17 protein-coding genes and 2 tRNA genes are annotated in these 17,410 nt (G+C 71.0%); 9 read left to right on the top strand and 10 right to left on the bottom strand.

Annotation, left to right across the window (positions count from 1 at the left end; translation table 11 throughout):
- Positions 1-703: 703 nt before the first annotated feature.
- From ABZV78_RS28175 to ABZV78_RS28165, 3 genes are all read right to left on the bottom strand, one after another.
- The gene (locus ABZV78_RS28175; protein ID WP_355643363.1) at positions 704-958 is read right to left on the bottom strand and encodes a hypothetical protein; all 255 of its coding nucleotides are present in this window, start codon (positions 956-958) and stop codon (positions 704-706) included.
- A 40-nt stretch (positions 959-998) separates the two neighbouring features.
- Entirely contained in the window at positions 999-1,559 is a 561-nt protein-coding gene (locus ABZV78_RS28170; protein WP_355643365.1) for an alpha-ketoglutarate-dependent dioxygenase AlkB, read from the bottom strand.
- 70 nt (positions 1,560-1,629) lie between these two features.
- Entirely contained in the window at positions 1,630-2,097 is a 468-nt protein-coding gene (locus tag ABZV78_RS28165) for a hypothetical protein (protein WP_355643361.1), read from the bottom strand.
- Between the two features lie 278 nt (positions 2,098-2,375).
- On the opposite strand from ABZV78_RS28165, the gene ABZV78_RS28160 reads away from it, so the two are divergent.
- The 3 genes from ABZV78_RS28160 (at position 2,376) to argS (ending at position 6,227) form a co-directional block, all read left to right on the top strand.
- The gene (locus tag ABZV78_RS28160; protein ID WP_355643360.1) at positions 2,376-2,822 is read left to right on the top strand and encodes a PRC-barrel domain-containing protein; all 447 of its coding nucleotides are present in this window, start codon (positions 2,376-2,378) and stop codon (positions 2,820-2,822) included.
- A 345-nt stretch (positions 2,823-3,167) separates the two neighbouring features.
- Complete coding sequence (gene trpS / locus ABZV78_RS28155; RefSeq protein ID WP_355643358.1) at positions 3,168-4,226, top strand: tryptophan--tRNA ligase; 1,059 nt, start codon at positions 3,168-3,170, stop codon at positions 4,224-4,226.
- A 282-nt stretch (positions 4,227-4,508) separates the two neighbouring features.
- Positions 4,509-6,227, top strand: a complete 1,719-nt coding sequence (gene argS, locus ABZV78_RS28150; RefSeq protein WP_355643356.1) for an arginine--tRNA ligase — start codon at positions 4,509-4,511, stop codon at positions 6,225-6,227.
- An 82-nt stretch (positions 6,228-6,309) separates the two neighbouring features.
- Here argS and ABZV78_RS28145 read toward each other — a convergent pair whose 3' ends face one another.
- The 3 genes from ABZV78_RS28145 to ABZV78_RS28135 form a co-directional block, all read right to left on the bottom strand.
- A complete protein-coding gene (locus tag ABZV78_RS28145) occupies positions 6,310-7,329 on the bottom strand; it encodes an ABC transporter permease subunit (RefSeq protein WP_355643354.1) in 1,020 nt (339 codons plus the stop codon).
- Positions 7,326-8,243 (bottom strand): ABC transporter ATP-binding protein, encoded by a 918-nt coding sequence (locus ABZV78_RS28140; RefSeq protein WP_355643352.1) that lies wholly within the window; start codon positions 8,241-8,243, stop codon positions 7,326-7,328. The genes ABZV78_RS28145 and ABZV78_RS28140 overlap by 4 nt, the downstream gene beginning before the upstream one ends.
- Positions 8,244-8,413: 170 nt before the next feature.
- The gene (locus ABZV78_RS28135; RefSeq protein ID WP_355643350.1) at positions 8,414-9,418 is read right to left on the bottom strand and encodes an ABC transporter permease subunit; all 1,005 of its coding nucleotides are present in this window, start codon (positions 9,416-9,418) and stop codon (positions 8,414-8,416) included.
- A 164-nt stretch (positions 9,419-9,582) separates the two neighbouring features.
- Between ABZV78_RS28135 and ABZV78_RS28130 the strand changes: the two genes are divergently transcribed.
- Entirely contained in the window at positions 9,583-10,200 is a 618-nt protein-coding gene (locus tag ABZV78_RS28130; RefSeq protein ID WP_355643348.1) for a hypothetical protein, read from the top strand.
- On the opposite strand, the gene ABZV78_RS28125 is transcribed toward ABZV78_RS28130, so the two are convergent.
- Entirely contained in the window at positions 10,130-10,711 is a 582-nt protein-coding gene (locus ABZV78_RS28125) for a hypothetical protein (protein ID WP_355643346.1), read from the bottom strand. The two genes, ABZV78_RS28130 and ABZV78_RS28125, sit on opposite strands and share 71 nt — an antisense overlap.
- A gap of 122 nt (positions 10,712-10,833) precedes the next feature.
- Between ABZV78_RS28125 and ABZV78_RS28120 the strand changes: the two genes are divergently transcribed.
- Positions 10,834-11,781, top strand: a complete 948-nt coding sequence (locus tag ABZV78_RS28120; protein WP_355643344.1) for a hypothetical protein — start codon at positions 10,834-10,836, stop codon at positions 11,779-11,781.
- 486 nt (positions 11,782-12,267) lie between these two features.
- Here the strand turns inward: ABZV78_RS28120 and ABZV78_RS28115 are convergent, their stop codons facing one another.
- A complete protein-coding gene (locus ABZV78_RS28115) occupies positions 12,268-12,558 on the bottom strand; it encodes a hypothetical protein (protein WP_355643342.1) in 291 nt (96 codons plus the stop codon).
- 396 nt (positions 12,559-12,954) lie between these two features.
- On the opposite strand from ABZV78_RS28115, the gene ABZV78_RS28110 reads away from it, so the two are divergent.
- From ABZV78_RS28110 to ABZV78_RS28100, 3 genes are all read left to right on the top strand, one after another.
- The gene (locus ABZV78_RS28110; protein WP_355643340.1) at positions 12,955-13,302 is read left to right on the top strand and encodes a hypothetical protein; all 348 of its coding nucleotides are present in this window, start codon (positions 12,955-12,957) and stop codon (positions 13,300-13,302) included.
- Between the two features lie 260 nt (positions 13,303-13,562).
- On the top strand, positions 13,563-14,141 hold the full coding sequence (locus ABZV78_RS28105; protein ID WP_355643338.1) for a hypothetical protein: 579 nt from the start codon (positions 13,563-13,565) through the stop codon (positions 14,139-14,141).
- A 173-nt stretch (positions 14,142-14,314) separates the two neighbouring features.
- Entirely contained in the window at positions 14,315-15,412 is a 1,098-nt protein-coding gene (locus ABZV78_RS28100; protein WP_355643336.1) for a tyrosine-type recombinase/integrase, read from the top strand.
- Positions 15,413-15,489: 77 nt separating this feature from the next.
- On the opposite strand, the gene ABZV78_RS28095 is transcribed toward ABZV78_RS28100, so the two are convergent.
- Both ABZV78_RS28095 and ABZV78_RS28090 read right to left on the bottom strand, forming a co-directional pair.
- Positions 15,490-15,562 (bottom strand) — tRNA-Arg (locus ABZV78_RS28095).
- A 36-nt stretch (positions 15,563-15,598) separates the two neighbouring features.
- Positions 15,599-15,689, bottom strand: a tRNA-Ser gene (locus ABZV78_RS28090).
- Positions 15,690-15,822: 133 nt separating this feature from the next.
- Here ABZV78_RS28090 and ABZV78_RS28085 point away from each other — a divergent pair.
- Positions 15,823-17,410, top strand: a 1,588-nt coding sequence (locus ABZV78_RS28085; protein ID WP_355643334.1) for a hypothetical protein, incomplete at its 3' end; no start/stop codon positions are given.

Here is a 17,410-nt window from a genome sequence, read left to right as displayed (position 1 = left end):
TTCTCAAAGAACAACCACACACCATCCGGAAACCCCGCACCAGCAGGACCCCCGTCCGGGGCATTTCGTTCAACCGCACCCGCCGCTCTCGCGCCGGGCACTTTTACTACGTTACCTCACCGTCTCTGCCGTGTCAAACCGTGTGTCCCGGTCTGTCATGCTTCGTACGGGTCGGCGCCGCTGAACACGCGCAGCGGCGAACCGCTGTGCTTGGCCATCGGATTTGGCAGGCCGGCCGCTGCGGTCTCCCGCCAGCTCGCCCGGTGCCCTGCCGGTCGTCAACCTTACCCGGTCGGTTCCGCTCCGCCAAATCCGCCCTGCGGCGTCGTCGGCGAGCCCCGCCCGGCCCGGTTCCGTCGAGGTGCAACCTCGGCGGATCGGGCGCCATTCCGGTCCGTGGCCCTCGGGATCTTCGTCCCGTTTGCCCCGTTCCGCGCTGGCAGAGAGAAAGTTACGCGGCTGCGGGATTGATCGTCAAATCCAGGGACAGCGTCCCGCGTCACATCATCACCGCGGAGCTATCTGCCCTGCTCAAGTGCGCTGTGGCGGCGGAATCCGCCGGTCGACGGCCCAGAACGCCCGCGCCGCACCCCTGGTCGACGGCCCTTGAACGGCCTCAAGGACAGCGTCGTCGAGGGACTCCGCATTCCCGCACAGCCGCGAGTTCCACCGTGAGGCTTCGGCGCGGCCCACCGGGCCGCGCTCAGGCGGTCGGCCGGCGGCGGGCGGCGAGCCAGCCCCGGATGCCGAGCACCCCGACGGTCGTACCGATGGCCAGCGAGGCCGCAATGAGGAGCGCGTGCACCCAGAGGAAGCTGGTCGGGCTCCCCTCGCCCACCGTGCCGGCCGACCACGCCCGCGGGTCGTTCCAGATGGCGACCGCGAACCTCGGCCAGATCACCCAGGTCCAGACCCCGACCCCGACCAGGAACAGCGACCAGCCACGCGACAGCACCATGGCTGGCCAGTATGCCAGCGGGACATCGCCGCAGGTCGGGTCAGGAGCGCGAGGACCGGAGCAGACGGAAGGTCAGTGAGTAGCGCAGCGCCGGCAGCGGCGGGATGCTGTGCTGCCACGCCGACCGGGCCGCCCCGGTGAGGACGTACCCGGAGCGGGGCGCCAGCTCCAGCTCGTACACCCGGCGGTTCTCCCCGGTGCCCCGCTGGAACCGCAACAGACAGGCGGAGCCCAGCGAGAGGCCGACGACCGTCGGCCCGAAGGCGGGCGCGTCGCGGTGCCAGCCGATGACGGACTTCGGTGGATAGCGGGTGACCAGGGTCTGGGCGAGCGTCTCGGGGTCGAGCCCGGCGAGCGCGGCACAGCGCTCGCGCACCCCGTGCAGCGCCACCGGCAGCGCTTCCGTGGCGGTGAGGCGGAAGGAGCCGTAGTCGTAGTCGTAGCCGAAGTGACGGACGGTTCGACGGGCGATCTGCCCGCGCATCCGGACCTCGTGGAAGTCGAGGGCGTCGAGGGTGGCGAGCAGGGAACGTTCCTCGTCGGCGTCGACCAGGTCCGGCTGGTAGGTCAGGCCCGCCGGCCGCTCGTGGATCCCGCGCATCCTGCCCACCTGCCAAACGTAACGGCGGGCCGGGACGCGCGCCGCGCGAAACCGGCCCGCCACGCGGCGGTCAGAAGCAGGTGACCGCCCCGCCGATCGCCGGGTTCGCCCGGTCGTGGTGGTGGACGACGCCGGCGGGGTCGGTCATCGAGCCGCCCCAGATGGCACAGCCGGCACCGACGAAGAGGTGGACCGGGCCGGCGGCATAGCGCCGGCGGCCCTCGTCGACGCCAAAGGTGGTCCACTCGGGGTCCAGGTAGACGCGGGTCCCGGTGAGCGTGCCGACGTACGCCGACTTGAGGGTGACCGTGCAGCCGTACCCGGTGAACGGGTTGCGCAGGAGGTGGACGGTGCCGAGCCGCGCACCGGTGGCGGCGTCGTGGATGGGGTCCCGGTCGACGGCGGTGAAGCCGGGACCGCAGAGCGCCTCCGGGGTGTACGGGTTGTGCACGGCGGCCTGCGCGCCGGTGCCCACCGCCGCCACCAGGACGGCCGCCCCGGCCGCCGCGACACCGATTCGTCGAATGACCCGCTGCATCTGCATTCCCTTTCCTCGTACCGACGGATGCGGGATCAGAATGGTGGGCCCGCCGACCCGGGCCGAATGTGCGCGGTGGACACTCCGGGACGCTTCCTGGTGTGCCGGGCGGCCGCGGCATGGCCCTCCACCTGGGCGGGAGCGGCGGAGACGATCGGCGGACACCGATTATGAGGTATCTCGCAGAAACGCTCGTCGACGAATTCGAAATTGCATTCGTGTTTCCCGCATTCGACCGGAGGGCACTGTTTCGGCACGACGACACGGAGGTGGTCACCATGCAGCCGTTCAATCCGTGGGCCTGGCGGGACCCGTCCGCCCTCGCCGGCGGCTACGACCAGACCCGCCCGGACGACGTGCCGCGGCAGCGGTCCGAGGGCGCCACCGGCGAGGGCCCCGACGCGCCCGGCCCGGGCACCCCGATCGACCTGACCGGCTACCGGGTGGAGGCGACCGACGGCCGGATCGGCGCGATCGACCAGGCGAGTGAGGACGCCGGCGCCGGCTACCTGGTCGTGGACACCGGACCGTGGATCTTCGGCCGGAAGGTGTTGCTGCCGGTCGGCACGGTGGCCCGGGTCGACCACCTGGAGCGCGTGGTGCACGTGGACCGGACCCGGGAGCAGGTCAAGGAGTCGCCGGCCTTCGACCCGGACGACTTCGGCCGCGCCGCTTACCGGGAGCAGGTCGGCAACTACTACGCCGAGAGCTACCGGCGGGACTGAGCGCGGGGCGGGAGAGGCGCGGCGGCCGGTAGGGCCGTCGCGCGTTCCGGTCTGCGCGCAGGGCGATGGACCGGCTACCGTGTCAGACATGGTCCGGCCGAGCACCTGCGCCCCGGAGACCGTCGACGGTCTCCCGGCGGCTGCCGCTCCGGTTCTCCCGGCCCGTGTCGACGACGGTCGGGAGCAGATCCTCGACCTCCTCCGTGCCGGTGGGCTGCGGTTCCGCGCCGGCGGGCGATGGCGGCGCTCGCACTGACGAGCGAACCCCACTGATCCGGGCACACCCCGGGTCTCCTCCGCGCGCCCGCGCGTCCTCCACCGAACCGCACTGAGAGGCGTACGACCATGTCCGCAGCACGGATGCTCACCGGTGACCGCCCGACCGGGCGGCTGCACCTCGGCCACTACGTGGGCAGCATCGCCAACCGGGTGAAGCTGCACCAGCGCTACGAGAGCTTCTTCATCATCGCCGACCTGCACATGCTCACCACGCGCAACAGCCGCGAGGACATCGAGCAGGTCTCCCGCAACGCCCGCGAGATGGTCACCGACATCCTCGCTGCCGGCGTCGAGCCGGCCCGGGCCACCTTCTACCTCCAGTCGGCGATCCCCGAGGTCGGCGACCTGAACACCCTGTTCCAGAACCTGGTCACCGTGCCCCGGCTGGAACGGGTCCCGTCGCTCAAGGAGATGAGCCGGGACGCCGGCAAGGAGGAGATGCCGTACGGGCTGCTCGGCTATCCCGTCCTCCAGGCCGCCGACATCCTCTGCGTGAAGGGGCAGGTCGTCCCGGTGGGGAAGGACAACGCCGCGCACGTGGAGGTGACCCGGGAGATCGCCCGGCGCTTCAACCACCTCTACGGCGAGGTCTTCCCGGTGCCCGAGATGATCATGTCGGAGACGCCCACCCTGGTCGGCACCGACGGCGCGGGAAAGATGAGCAAGAGCAAGGGGAACGCCATCGCGCTCTCCGACGACCCGGCCACCGTGCGGCGCAAGGTGCTGGGGATGTACACCGACCCGAACCGGGTCCGGGCCGACGTGCCGGGCACGGTCGAGGGGAACCCGGTCTTCGCGTACCTCGACGTGTTCCACCCGGACCGGGCGAAGGTAGAGGAGCTCAAGGCGCGCTACCGGGCCGGCCGGGTCGGCGACGTCGAGGTCAAGGAGGAGCTGGCGCGCGCGCTCAACCGGTTCCTCGACCCGGTCCGGGAGCGGCGGTCCCGATTCGAGGGGCAGCCCGGCCTGGTCGACGAGCTGATTTTCGAGGGCACCGAGCGGACCCGCGCCGAGGTGCGCCGCACCCTGGTGGAGGTGCGCCGGGCCATGGGTCTGACCAGCGCCTACACCCAGGTGCGGCGGCGGGCCGAGCGCTACCGCAAGGCCGTCGGCACGCCGGCCTGAGATTCCGGGTACGCCGACCGGCTGGCCCGGACAGGGCCTTGCGCCGCCCCCGGGCCGGCCGGTTAGGCTGCTCGCATGACCAGCGCGCACGCGTTCCCGACGGCGTCCTCCGACGTCCTGTTCGGCGCGCTGCGACGCCGGCGGTCCCACGACCGCCTGCGCTGAGCATTCCTCACTGCGACCGGCGGATCGAGCCGCCGGTCACCACCGATCGTCCTCGGTCCGCCCGCATCCGAATTCCGTGATCCGCGCGAGGCGGATCCGATCGAGATCGGCGTACCCATGGATCTGGAGAAACTGCTGACCGACCGGCTGGCGCCGGCGTTCGCGACGGTGGCCGGCGGGCCGGTGGACCCGGTCGTGCGGCGCTCGCAGCGTGCGGACTTCCAGTCGGACGCAGCGCTGGCGCTGGCCCGGCGGCTCGGCCGGCCGCCCCGCGCCATCGCCACCGAGGTGCTGGAGCGCGCGGAACTGGTCGACCTGTGCAGCGCCGCAGAGGTCTCCGGCCCGGGCTTCCTCAACCTGACCGTGGCCGACGACGCCCTGGCCGGGCTGGTCTCCGCGCTGGCCACCGACCCTCGGCTCGGGGTGCCGGTGGCCGCCGAGCCGGAGACCGTGGTGGTCGACTACTCGGCGCCGAACGTGGCGAAGGAGATGCACGTCGGGCACCTGCGTTCGACGGTGATCGGCGACGCGGCGGCCCGGGTGCTGGAGTGGCGGGGGCACCGGGTGCTGCGCGCCAACCATCTGGGCGACTGGGGCACGCCCTTCGGCATGCTGATCGAGCACCTGGTCGACCTGGGCGAGGCCGAGGCGGCGCAGGAGCTGTCGATGGGCGACCTGGACTCGTTCTACAAGGCGGCCCGGGCCAAGTTCGACGCCGACGCGGCGTTCCGCGAGCGGTCCCGGCTGCGGGTGGTGGCGTTGCAGGGCGGCGACCCGGCGACGCTGCGGCTGTGGCGGCTGCTGGTGGAACAGTCCGAGCGCTACTTCCTGACCGTGTACGACCTGCTCGACGTGACCCTCACCGAGCGGGACTTCCACGGCGAGAGCAGCTACAACGACCTGCTCGGCCCGGTGGTCGAGGAACTGGACCGGCTCGGGCTGCTGCGGGAGAGCGACGGGGCGGCCTGCGTGTTCCCGCCCGGCTCGGTCGGCCGGGACGGGGAGCCGCTGCCGTTGATCGTGCGCAAGTCCGACGGCGGGTACGGCTACCCGGCGACCGACCTGGCGGCGATCCGGCACCGGACCGGCACGCTGGGCGCGACCCGGATGCTCTACGTGGTCGGGCTGCCGCAGCGGCGGCACTTCGAGATGGTCTACGCCGCCGCCGCGCAGGCCGGTTGGCTGGCCCCGCCGGCCCGGGCCGAGCACGTCGGGTTCGGCTCGATCCTCGGGCCGGACGGGCGGATGCTGCGCAGCCGGGCCGGCGGGTCGGTGAAGCTGGTCGGGCTGCTGGAGGAGGCGGTGGCCCGGGCCACGGCGCTGGCCCGGGAGCGGAACCCGGAGCTGGGCGAGGCCGAGGCGGCCGAGGTGGGTAGGGCGGTCGGCATCGGCGCCATCAAGTACGCCGACCTGTCCAGCGACCGGCACAAGGACTACGTGCTCGACTGGGAGCGGATGCTGTCGCTGGACGGCAACACGGCGCCCTACCTCCAGTACGCGTACTCCCGGATCCGGTCGATCTTCCGGCGGGCCGGGGTGGCGGCCCGGCCGGAGGCGGGGATCTCGCTGGCCGAGCCGGCCGAGCGGGCGCTCGCCTTCGAACTGGTCGGCTTCGGGGCGGTGGTCGGCGAGGTGGCGGAGAACCTGGAGTTCCACCACCTGACCGGCTACCTGTCCCGGCTGGCCGCCGCGTTCAGCGCGTTCTACGAGCGGTGCCCCGTGCTGCGGGCCGACGAGCCGGTCCGGGAGAGCCGGCTCGTGCTCTGCGACCTGACCGCGCGGGTGCTCCGGCAGGGCCTGTTCCTGCTCGGCATCCGCACCCCCGAGCGGCTGTGAGGCGGCCTCCACCGATTGCTGGAAAACGGCGTCCGGCCGGTGGTCCACCAGGACCACCGGCCGGACGACACACGCCGGGGGCTCAGCTCGGGCGGCGCTGCAGCCGCCAGAACCCGAAGCCGGCCAGCAACCCGGCCAGCACCAGGTAGAACGCCGACTCCAGCCACTGGAACGACCAGTACCGGCTGGTCGGCTGGTACGCGATCTCCACGTGCACGTCGTGCTTCGCCAGGCACACCGCGGTGTCCCCGTACGGGCCCTCGGCCGTGCCGGTCTCCGGGGCGTTGGTGAAGCACTCGTTGAAGATCCCCTCGTCGAGCGGCTCGCCCGTCTTCGTGAGCAGTTCGCTGACGTCGGTGACCCAGGCGTCCGGCACGCTCAGGCCCTTGACCACCGGAGCGCCGGTGATGCTGCCCAGGCTGCGCGCCTGGTTCATGGCCTGCACGGTCATCGGCATGGTGAGGTGCTCCGCCGGCAGGAAGTGCGGCCGGATCACGTTGGGCACCAGGAACTGGAAGACCACGAAGGCCAGGATGGTCAGCGCCATCGCCGGCACCGTCCGGCGCACCAGCAGTCCGATGAGCGTCCCGAGCACGAAGGCGAACGCCGCGTACGCGATCGGCGCGATGTTCCGGGCGCCGAACAGGATCGTGCTGAACCGGTTGTCGGCCACCTGGTCGACCGGGCTCGCCGCCCAGGTCAGCAGCAGGCTGGCCGCGCCGGCCACCGCCATGCTGGCCAGCCCCACCAGGGCCAGCTTGACCGCCAGCCAGTGCCGCCGGGTCACGCTCTGGCTCCAGACCAGCCGCTGGGTGCCGGCCTCCAGCTCCCGCGCCACCAGGGGCGCGCCCCAGAACATGCCGACCAGACCCGGGATCAGCCCGACCAGCGCAGCCAGGTAGAGCAGGGCGTTCTCGTAGTCGGCGCTGAACTGGCTCAGCTGCGGGCCGCACTCGGCCAGGCTGGCGCACTGCGCCCGGTAGTTGTCGTAGGACTCCCGGATGTCGAACCCGAGACAGAGGAAGTACGCCGTGATCAGGGCCAGGCCGATGACGCCGACCAGGGCCTGCCCGCGGAACTGCCGCCAGGTCGTCCAGATCACCGCACGGCCTTCCCCGCCATCGCGTCCGTCAGGCCGGCGGAGACGCCCGCCGCCCGGGTCATGTAGCTGAGGACCATCTCCTCCAGCGAGACCGGCTCGACGCTCCACGGCGTACGCGGCAGCGCGCCGGCCACCCGCACCACCGCGCGGCAGTACTGGTCGGTGTGCTGCATCCGGATGACCTCGACCTCCGCCGGCAGCCGGTCCAGCTCGCCGCGCGGGGCCACCAGCCGGTGGTGCTGGGCCAGCAGGTCCTTCACCTCGCCGGCGACCTGCACCCGGGAGGCGCAGAGCACGATGAGGTAGTCGCAGACCCGCTGCACGTCGCTGAGCAGGTGCGAGGAGAGGATCGCGCTGGCGCCCAGCTCGGCGACGAACTCCATCAGGTTCTGCATGAACCCGTCCCGGGCCAGCGGGTCCAGCGCGGCTGCCGGCTCGTCGAAGATCAGCAGTTCCGGGCGCTTCGCGGCGGCGATGGTCAGCGCCAGCTGGGCGCGTTGGCCGCCGGAGAGCCGGCCCGCCTTCTGCTTCAGGTTGAGCCCGACCTGGGCGATCCGCCGGTCGGCCAGCGCCTGGTCCCAGGACGGGTTCAGCTTCGCGCCCATCCGCAGGTGGTCCGCCACGGTGAACGTGCCGTAGACCGGGGTGTCCTGCGCGACGAACCCGACCTTGGCCAGGTGCGCCGCATTCGCCGCCGGAGGCGAACCGAGCACCCGCAGGGTCCCCGCCGTCGGCGTGATCAGGCCGCAGGCGAGGTTCAACAGCGTGGACTTGCCGGCGCCGTTCGGCCCGACCAGGCCGACCACCCGTCCGCGGGGGACGTTGAGGTTGCAGTCGGCCAGCGCCAGCCGCTTGCCGTATTGCTTCGTCAGACCCTCGGACTGGAGTGCGGGATAGGAATTCTCCTGTGGCATAGCGTCAATCCTGCGGATCGCGGCCTGCCGCAGCATCGGTCCAAAGTAGGGTCGGCGCTCCTGGCTACCGTACTTTTGACTGGTTTCCCTCGGCCGGCCACGACGGCGGCGAAGCACGCGCGGCGGCGCCGGGGAAACGGGTTCCCCGGCGCGCCGTCGGATGCGTGCGGTCAGCTGACATGCCGCTGGATCCGCCACAGGCCGAAGCCCGCCAGCAGCCCCGCGAGCGCGAGGTAGAACGCCGACTCGATCCACTGGAACGACCAGTATCGGCTGTCGGGCTGGTAGTCGACCTTGACGTGCAGGTTCAGGTCACCGAGACAGCCCGCGGTGTCGCCGGCGCCGCCCCCGGCGGTCTGCGGCGGCTTGGTCAGACAGGTGTCGATGGTCCGGGCGTCGACCGGCTGCCCGCTCGCGGTGAGCAGCTTGCTGGTGCCGGTGACCCAGGCGTCGGGGATGCTCAGGCCCTTCACCGTGGCGTCGGTGCCCACCCCGCGCAGCTCGCGGAGCGCTTCGGCGGTCATCGACTTCGTCACGGTGACCGGCGCCATCAGGTGCGGCCGGGCCATGTTCGGCATCAGGACCTGGAGCAACGTGAAGGCGAGGATGGTCAACGCCATCGCCGGCACCGTCCTGCGCAGCAGCAGCCCGATGACCGTGCCCAGCACGAAGGCCAGCGCCGCGTACGCGATCGGCGTCAGATTGCGGGCGCCGAACGCCAGCGCCGCGAACCGCTCCCCGGACACCTTGTCGAAGGGGCTCGCCGCCCAGGTCAGCAGCAGGCTGGCCAGCGCCGCGACCGCCATGCTGGCGAACCCGACGAAGAGCAGCTTGACCGCCAGCCAGCGGCGCCGGGTGACGCTCTGGTTCCAGACCAGCCGCTGGGTGCCCGTCTCCAGCTCCCGGGCGATCAACGGGGCGCCCCAGAACACCCCCAGCACCGCCGGGATGATCGCCAGCAGCAGCGCGAGGAAGAGCAGCCGGGTGCGGTAGTCGTCCTGGAACTGGCTCATCGCGTCCAGGCACCGGTCGGCGACCGCGCACCGGGACTGGTAACGGTCGTACGCCTGCCGGATGTCCAGACCGGTGAACAGGAGATAGGCCGCCAGCGGCGCCAGCGCGACGACGCCGACGAGGGCCTGGGTGCGGAACTGCCGCCAACTCATCCAGATCATCGCGGCACCTCGACCCACGGCGACGGACACGACTCATCAATAGGCATGACCGCATCCTGCGGAGGCGGCCGTCGGCCAACATCGGCCCAAAGCACGGTTCAACGCGCCCCGGACCGTACTTTTGACCGGTTCGGTGGACCCGGCGACTACCTAGCGTGGGTCGCATGGACACTTCGGACCGGTCGGCCCGCGGGGCCGGAATCGCCTTCGACATCGCCTTCGCCCTGGCGGCCCTGCTGGGCATGGCCTTCACCGCCTACATGATCAGCGACAGCTGGGGCGGCAGCTACGCGGTCTTCGACACCGCCGTGGCCGGGGTGGTGTCCCTGCTCGCGCTGGGTCGCCGGATCAACCGGACCTGGACGGCCGTCGCCGGCCTGGTCGTGGTCGCGGTGGCGATCCTCGTCTCGCAGGTCGCCGACCTGCCGCAGGAGCCCAGCCCGATCGCCTCGCTGGCGCTGGCCGTGCTGGTCGCGTCGGCGCTGCGGCACCTGCCCACCCAGTGGGGCTGGGGCATCGCGGCCGGCGGCCTCGCCGTCGTCCTCGCCTGCTGGATCACCGGCGGCTTCCGGGCCGTCGCGGTGATGGGCACCCTGGCCTGGCTCGGCGCCGTCGCGCTCGGCGCGTCGATGCGCGGGGTCGACGCGGGTAAGCCGGCTCACCCGCCAGCCGTCGACCTCTTGCGGACTGCACGCCAACTGACGGCCGGCGCTACTTCTCCGCCGGCAAGTCGTGAAACCACCGCCGAGACGATGCGGGCACCAGCAACAGACCGACGATGACTGACGCACCAACGATCTGCAGCAGCCCTGACCCTTCAGCCTTGGTGATCGCTACGACGCCGTACACAACGCTGGCGGTCGAGAAAACGGTCGTCCAAAACCGGGCCCGCCCGCTACCACGCCACAGGCCGTAAGCCAACGCTAGGAGAAGAAGCACCCCGATCAACCCGGTGACCATGGATGGACCACTCGCAAACATCATCGACGCCGGGAGCACGGCCGCCACGAGCAAAATCACGGAGGCGGCGACGACCGGCATGGGAACGCGTCGCTGACTTTGCTCGATCATCGGCTCATGGTAGGCGTCGTCCACCCGGTCCACTAGAGACTGGCCGCCGGCTTCGACCAGGTGCTGGGTCACGTGCCAACAGAGGACCTGACCCGCCTCGGATTTGGCGGCTCTGCCGGCGGCAGCAGGGGTTGTGCTCAGGCGCCCGGCCGATGCCGGCGCTTGCGCCGCCAGCGGCATCGAGCAGTGTTGGTGGTGCAGGCCGGCGATGACCTCCGCCAAACCGCCATTCGGAGGCGACCCGAACACCGGATCCGCCGCTGTCGTGGGTCGTGCGAGGCTGCGCGAACACGAGTCGCTGCACAGGCCGACGAGGCGGTGGAGCCGGCGGACACGGGGGCGACGTGAGCGGCGACGAACGAAACGGCGGGCTGGCCGGGGTGAAGGAACCTCGGCCCGCACAGGTCGGTGCCGCCTTGGGGCAGGTGGTCGTCGTCGGTGCGGGCGGGCTGGTCCCACTTCCGATGGCGCTCCCGCTCTGGCTGATGGTGCCGTCCTACCGTGGCGCTCTGCTACTCGGCCTGGCGGTGTTGCTGCTCGCCGCCCTCTTTGGCCTCGGGACGGCCACGCGTCAAGGGTCGGCGCTCACCGAGAGGGTCGGGCTCCGAGTCGGCTGGACGCTGCTGGTCGCCACAGGCGGTTTCGCCCTTTTCGGCTACTGCCTGGTACGGCTGCCCGACCTCGTGCCCGGCCTTCACGGCTACATGTTCTATCTGCTGCCCGCGTTGGGGCTGGCGCTGGTCACGGCGGTACTCACCCGGCCCCGCGTGGTCCGGCTGCCGGCGATCGCGTTGATCGTGCTCCTCATCAGTGGGACGTCCCTTGCAACGGTGGAGCAACGGGCCGACGAACTCGCCCAGCGTCTCGACCACGCCGGCACCGAGGCCGACCTGGTGTTCGTCACCGCGTTGCCCGGCTACAGCAAAGCCGAGCCGCCTGCGGTGACGCCTACCACCAAGTTCGCTCTCACGTACTCGCCAGTGAACGGGTCGGGTGGCCGGATCATCGTGTGGGCAAACCGTGGGGGGCTGCCGGACTGCCTGCCGGAGCCGCCGGGCGGATATCCGACCGGGTACGGCTGCTCGCGAGAGGCGCCGGAGCGGTCGTACCAGGAGATACCGCCGGACCTGCATGAATATGTGGCAGTCCGGGGTGACCGCGTAGTGCACGTGCGCGCCACCCGGGACGTGGACCGGGCCACGCTGCGGGCCGCGGTGGACCACGCCAGGCAGGCGACGCCCGACGAACTGGAGCAACTGCTGCCGACGTTGCCGCTCCACCTGCGCCGCTGAGCCCACAACACGCCCGACTTGCCGGAGTCGTCTTCCGTTGTCACATTGCCCCGCGAGCGTCGGGGCGGTGTTCTCGACGGATACGAAAGAACCCCCGACCCTGCCGTTATGGCTGGTCGGGGGTCTTCTCGTGCTCTGTGCGCCCGAAGGGACTCGAACCCCTAACCGTCTGATCCGTAGGAGCGAGCGTGGCCGGCGGGCGTGCCGATCACCTCGCCGGCGGCTTGGTACCGGCGTTCCTCGGATGGCGCGGCGTTGCGCTCCGCTGGGGTCAAGCTGGGGTCACCTGACCCCTGCTGAGGATCACGGTTTAGGAAGTGTGGACACGACCGAGAGCGGCACGGCGATTCCCTCGCTGCCTGCACGGCCATAACGGCTCCCACGTCCAGGAGCTGACCGCCGTTGACCCTCGGGTCCCCTCCCATCGGGCACGCAACGGGCACACCGTCGGGGCGGCGCCATCCCCGAGCTTTTTGTTGACCCTCGCTACGAGTCCGTCTGCCTCGCTGCCGGTAAGACCCAGCGCACGAACACGATCGTCACGACAACCCCGGCGACCGCGACCAGGCCAGCCACCAGGGCCGCACGAGGCGAGTTGCACCGGCGCAATTCGAAAGCCGTGATGACGGTGAACAGCAACGCGAAAATCTCGAACGCGGCGAGCCAGAGAAGTCCGGCGAAGGTCAGCAGTCCCTCGATCATGTCGCGGCCGATAAAGATCAACCTGCCGCCGAATGCCGCGCCCGCCCAACACAACGTCGCCAGGCTCGCCCACACGTACACCGCTCGGTAGGAAACGGGGGCAGAACCGCCGCCCCCCGGTATAACGAGGGGTGTCCCGGCGGGACCGTCGGACGGAATCAACGGTCGAGGCGTCTCAGAGGGGGGCATACGCGGAGGCTAGCCGCGTAGCTATGCCACGGGAATCGGTCGGAGGGGCCCGCTGCGGCGAGCCGTTCAGGGGCTATTGCCTGGTGGGCGGGCGGGACTCACATCCGCGACCGAGGGATTATGAGATCAAGTTGGCCGACATGCCGACCTGGGGCGAATGGACGTTAGCAGGGAAAACGCCTCTCGACATCTCACACTGCTCCCGGTCGTCCGTCGCCCTCTTGCGGACTAGATGCGGACCGCTCGCCCGCACGCCCGATCTTGGGATGCGACGATCCCATGGTGAGCGACTACGCCGATCGGATCGATCCCGACACATACGCCAATGATCCGATTGTGGCGATCTACCGCGACGACCCGGCCGGGGGCTTCTGTGTGCCCGAGCGAGTGTTCTGGCGCTTGTCACACGTGGCGAAGGGCTACGAGTTGCACCTGCTGCCCCTGCTCGGGGGTTCCGATCCAGTCCGGCTGAACCGGCCCATGATTCAAACGCTGATCGACGAGTTGTGTTTCGTGGCTGACCGACTCAATGACCCCGTGGTGGAGCTGTGGGTCGCCCAACTACTCAAGGCCGCTCAGACGGCTCTTTGGCAACCGGGCGACACACACCTCACCGTGGAAGGCGAATGAGGCGTCCGCCTGGTCCTGGTGCTCAAGCGCTCGGCAACTTGATCGGTCCCGCCCCGTCAGGTCCTGTCTGCCCCGGTGGCTCCCACCCGTGGCTCCCAGACTGTCAGCCTGGGAATTGGACGGGATCGGGTTGCAGCACGGCACCTGGCCTGTTCACGTAGGCCTAATGCGGCCTGGGCTGACCTCGGTTGACACCCATCTGTGGCCCATGGATGGCCCGGCGGTCCCACGCGCCGTCAGCGAGACCCTAGGCTGTCGCCATGTCGGCGGAGCATGGAGACATCGACCTAGATGAGCACAATCGTGAGCTGACTGGATCGAGAAGCATCACCCACAACCGCCTTGCGGCCAGACAGAAGATGGTCCCGCGTCTCGTGGCTGCCTTCGTAGCCGGCGTCGTGCTTGGCGGTATCGGTGTCAACGAGCTGCGGGACTCACGTGAACAGCGGGAGCGGACCGCTTCGGTCTCACTCGTGGCCGTCCCTGAATCAGCCGGTAGCGCGGGTTCGGACTCCCAGGGCATCGTCCAACTGGAGGGGCAACTGGCAGTGATCAACGCTGGCCCCGCGCCGATCACGGTCCGTGGAGCTACGGCGCAGAGGCCGGGCGTCCTGATCAGTGCCACTGGCCAGTCCCGGCTGTTACGCCCCGGCGGTACCGGACAGATCGACGTCAAGCTGCGAATTGAGTGCGCGACCGCTTTCGGGATTGAGCCGTTGTCGATGCGGTTTTCGGTCGAGACAGATGACAAGCAGGTCAGAGAGGTCAACTACCCCGTCGCCCTAGCGGGAAGCATCTGGCACCAGGTGGCCATGCAGCCATGCGAGCGCCGGCGCTGAGACGTAATAGCGTTGGGGCCAAGAGCTGAAGCGGATCTCCTCGTCGGGCAGTCGCCAGACCGTCCAGCCTCCCTGAACGGGGACAAGGTGGAGCGCCCTACGTCCGAACGACCTTGGCCCCGTTCGGGGAGGCTGGTAGCCCTTGTGGTGCCCGGCGAGGTGATCCGCCCGGCATGGCTTACGCGGCGCTCGCCAAGCTCAAGTCGGATGCGCTCGCGGGCGTTCGCCTTCCGGCAACTGGTGCGACCGTCGGGGACTACCTCACGTACTGGCTGGCTGAGATCGCAGCTGAGCGGGTGAGGCCGTCGACCCTGGCCAGCTACGAATGGCTTGCCCGTACCTACGTCGTGCCGTATCTGGGAACGAAGAAGCTTGCTCGGCTGCGACCCTCGGACATCCGGACGTTTCTCTCGCGGCTCAAGAGCGTGTGTCAGTGCTGCGCATTGAAGAAGGACGCCAAACGGGCAGAGCGTGGGCGCCCGGCCAAGTGCTGCGCCCGGCAGCCTCGGCAATGCTGCGAGGCGGTGCTGTCTGATGGCTCGATCCGCTACGTGCATCGGCTGCTGCGGGCCGCGCTTCAAGACGCGGTGACGGAGGAGCTGGTGGCGAGCAACCCGGCGAAGGCGCTGCGGATCTCGCACCGGTACCGGCCGAAGTTCACGCCGTGGACGGCTGATGAGGACAAGCGGTTCTTGAAGACCGCGCGGGATGACCGTTGGTACGCGCTCTACTCGGTCGCCTTGGCCCTCGGGCTCCGCCGCGGTGAGGCGCTGGCGCTGCGGTGGGTCGACGTGGACCTGGTCGACAACGTGCTCCGCGTTCGGCAGTCGCTGCAACGCACCGGCGGTGAGCTCCGGCTCGGGCCGGTGAAGACGGAGGGCTCGGAGCGGGCCGTGGCTCTGCCGCTCAGCCTGGTCGACGTGCTGCGCGGTCATCGGGCGCTGCAACGGACGGAGCGGGAGGCGGCCGGGGACCGCTGGCAAGAGCATGGACTGCTGTTCACCACGAAGATCGGCACTCCGATCGAGCCTCGCAATATCAATCGGCACTTCGACCAGTTGTGCGAGCGGGCGGGAGTCCGGCGCATCCGGGTCCATGACTTGCGTCATTCGTGCGCGACGCTGCTTTACGACCAGGGCGTGCCGCTCGAACGGATTCAGGACGTGCTCGGGCACAGCTCCCCAACGGTCACCAAGTCGATCTACGTGGAGGCGACCCGGCGGGTGCAGCAGGACGCGGTAGACCGGCTCGGCTTCCTCTTCGACGCGTAGGCGTGGGGGTCAGCCGTGGGGGTCGACACGATCAAGGGCCGGTCTCCCATAATGGAAAACCGGCCCTTGACCTGCTGTGCGCCCGAAGGGACTCGAACCCCTAACCTTCTGATCCGTAGTCAGATGCTCTATCCGTTGAGCTACGGGCGCTTGCTGCTCGGCCAGTCTACACACCCGGCTTTCGCGCGGAGACTCCGGGATTCGAACCCGGGAGGGGCTTTAAAACCCCAACCGCATTAGCAGTGCGGCGCCATAGACCAGACTAGGCGAAGTCTCCCTGGTGGCCCGGAGACCACCGCGCCCGAGAATACAGGTCCACACCCGGCGGGAGCAAAGCGACTACCGGGAAGGGGGCGGCCCGAGCGTTTCCACCGTGTGCCACGTCACGCTCGGGTCTACGCTCCATCGATATGCAGGAGCAGCCGCCGAGCGATCCGCCCCGTCGCGAGCCCGCCGTCCAGCCCCGGCGGAGCCGCTCCACCAAGCCGACCTTCACGCCGCCGCCCGCGCCCGAGCCGTCTCGGGCCGAGGTGGCGGGCGACACACCGCCCCGGCCCCGGCGGGCCAAGGTCGCGCCGACCGTCCTCTTCCAGCCGCCCGACCCGGGACAGGCGACGCCGCCCGCCGCCGAGGGGCCGGCGACCCCCCGCCCGCGTGCGTCCGCCGAGGTGGTCGCCACCACCGATCCGGGTACGCCTCCCGTCGCGCCGCCACCGCCCACCGCCGCCGCCGATCAGCCGGTGCTCGAAGAGGCCCCGAAGCGGACCCGCCGTGCGCCGGCCGCGAGGAAGGCCGCCCCGGCGAAAAAGACCACCCCGGCGGCGCGGAAGGGGGCCGCGGCGGCCGAGGTCCCGGTGGCGCTCGAAGCCACGGCGCCCGCGGAGACCGAGGCGTCCGGGGCCACCCCACCCGAACCCGGGACGGCGGAGCCTGCCGCGACAGCGGCGGAAACCGGCGCGACGACGCGCACCGGGCGGGCGCGGAAGGGCACCAAGGCCGCCACGGCGAAGAAGACCGCCCCGACCAAGCGGACACCGGCTCGCCGGGCGTCCGCCGCGCCGGCCACCGTTCAGTCGGACACCGACGAGCCCGCCTCCGCACAGGCCGCCACCGAACCGGACGCTGCGAAGGTCCCGGCGGAGCCTCCCATCCCCGCCCTGGTCCCGCCACAGCCCGCCGCCGCGCAGGTGCCGCCGGTACCGGCAGCCGAAGAGGTACCGGCCGAACCCACTGCCGCGCAGGCCCCGGCGGAACCGGCAGCCGCGCAGGCCCTGACCGAGCACCACGCTGCGGAGACCCCGGCCGAACCCACTGCCCCACAGCCCCCGGCGGAGCCCGTTGACGCCGAGATCCCCGCGGCGGCCCCGCTGGCGACGGACCGGACCAACCCGGCCGCCGAACCGGACACACACCTCGCGCAGCCAGCCGTCGGCGAGGCCGCGGCGCCAGCCCAGGTCACCCCGAAGCCCGAAGGGCGCGACGCCGGCCAGGGCTGGCGGGCGGTCGGCGCGCGCGTACTCGATCATCCGGGCTTCGCACCGGAGCTGCTGGCCCTCGCCGCGGTGGACGCCCTCGGGCCGCGCGCCGCGGACTGGGTGGAGCGGACCCGGGACGCCTACCCGGACGCCGACGCCGACGGGCTGGCCCGGCTGGTGACCCGGCGGTTCGTCCGGCTGGCCGGCACGGGTGGCGCGCTCGCGGCCGGCGTCGGGCTGTTCGCGCCGGTGGCGGAGCTCACGGCGGTGCTCTGGACCCAGGCGAACCTGGTGCTGCACCTGGCCGCCGTCTACGGCCGGGACCCGGCGCATCCGGACCGGGTGGCCGAGCTGCTGGTGCTGACCCAGGTGCACCCGGACGCCGGCACCGCCCGCGCCGCGGTGGACGCGGCCCGTACGGCCGGGGCTCCGGCGGAGGGGCCCTGGTCCCGGGCGGCCGAGGCGGCGTGGCGACTGGCCACCCCGCTGGCCGCGCAGGCCGCCGGCTGGCTGGGCCTGCGGC

The sequence above is a fragment of the Micromonospora sp. NPDC004540 genome, assembly GCF_040610095.1.
Classification (GTDB): domain Bacteria; phylum Actinomycetota; class Actinomycetes; order Mycobacteriales; family Micromonosporaceae; genus Micromonospora.
Note: the sequence above shows the minus strand (reverse complement) of the source record. Positions and strands in the feature narration are given on the sequence as shown.

Coding starts and splice junctions, on each gene's coding strand:
- ABZV78_RS28130 (WP_355643348.1), top strand. CDS start 9,583: ATGGACACTTCGGACCGGTCGGCCCGCGGGGCCGGAATCGCCTTCGAC.
- ABZV78_RS28170 (WP_355643365.1), bottom strand. CDS start 1,559: ATGCGCGGGATCCACGAGCGGCCGGCGGGCCTGACCTACCAGCCGGAC.
- ABZV78_RS28175 (WP_355643363.1), bottom strand. CDS start 958: ATGGTGCTGTCGCGTGGCTGGTCGCTGTTCCTGGTCGGGGTCGGGGTC.
- argS (WP_355643356.1), top strand. CDS start 4,509: ATGGATCTGGAGAAACTGCTGACCGACCGGCTGGCGCCGGCGTTCGCG.
- trpS (WP_355643358.1), top strand. CDS start 3,168: ATGTCCGCAGCACGGATGCTCACCGGTGACCGCCCGACCGGGCGGCTG.
- ABZV78_RS28160 (WP_355643360.1), top strand. CDS start 2,376: ATGCAGCCGTTCAATCCGTGGGCCTGGCGGGACCCGTCCGCCCTCGCC.
- ABZV78_RS28135 (WP_355643350.1), bottom strand. CDS start 9,418: ATGATCTGGATGAGTTGGCGGCAGTTCCGCACCCAGGCCCTCGTCGGC.
- ABZV78_RS28105 (WP_355643338.1), top strand. CDS start 13,563: ATGTCGGCGGAGCATGGAGACATCGACCTAGATGAGCACAATCGTGAG.
- ABZV78_RS28100 (WP_355643336.1), top strand. CDS start 14,315: ATGGCTTACGCGGCGCTCGCCAAGCTCAAGTCGGATGCGCTCGCGGGC.
- ABZV78_RS28140 (WP_355643352.1), bottom strand. CDS start 8,243: ATGCCACAGGAGAATTCCTATCCCGCACTCCAGTCCGAGGGTCTGACG.
- ABZV78_RS28165 (WP_355643361.1), bottom strand. CDS start 2,097: ATGCAGCGGGTCATTCGACGAATCGGTGTCGCGGCGGCCGGGGCGGCC.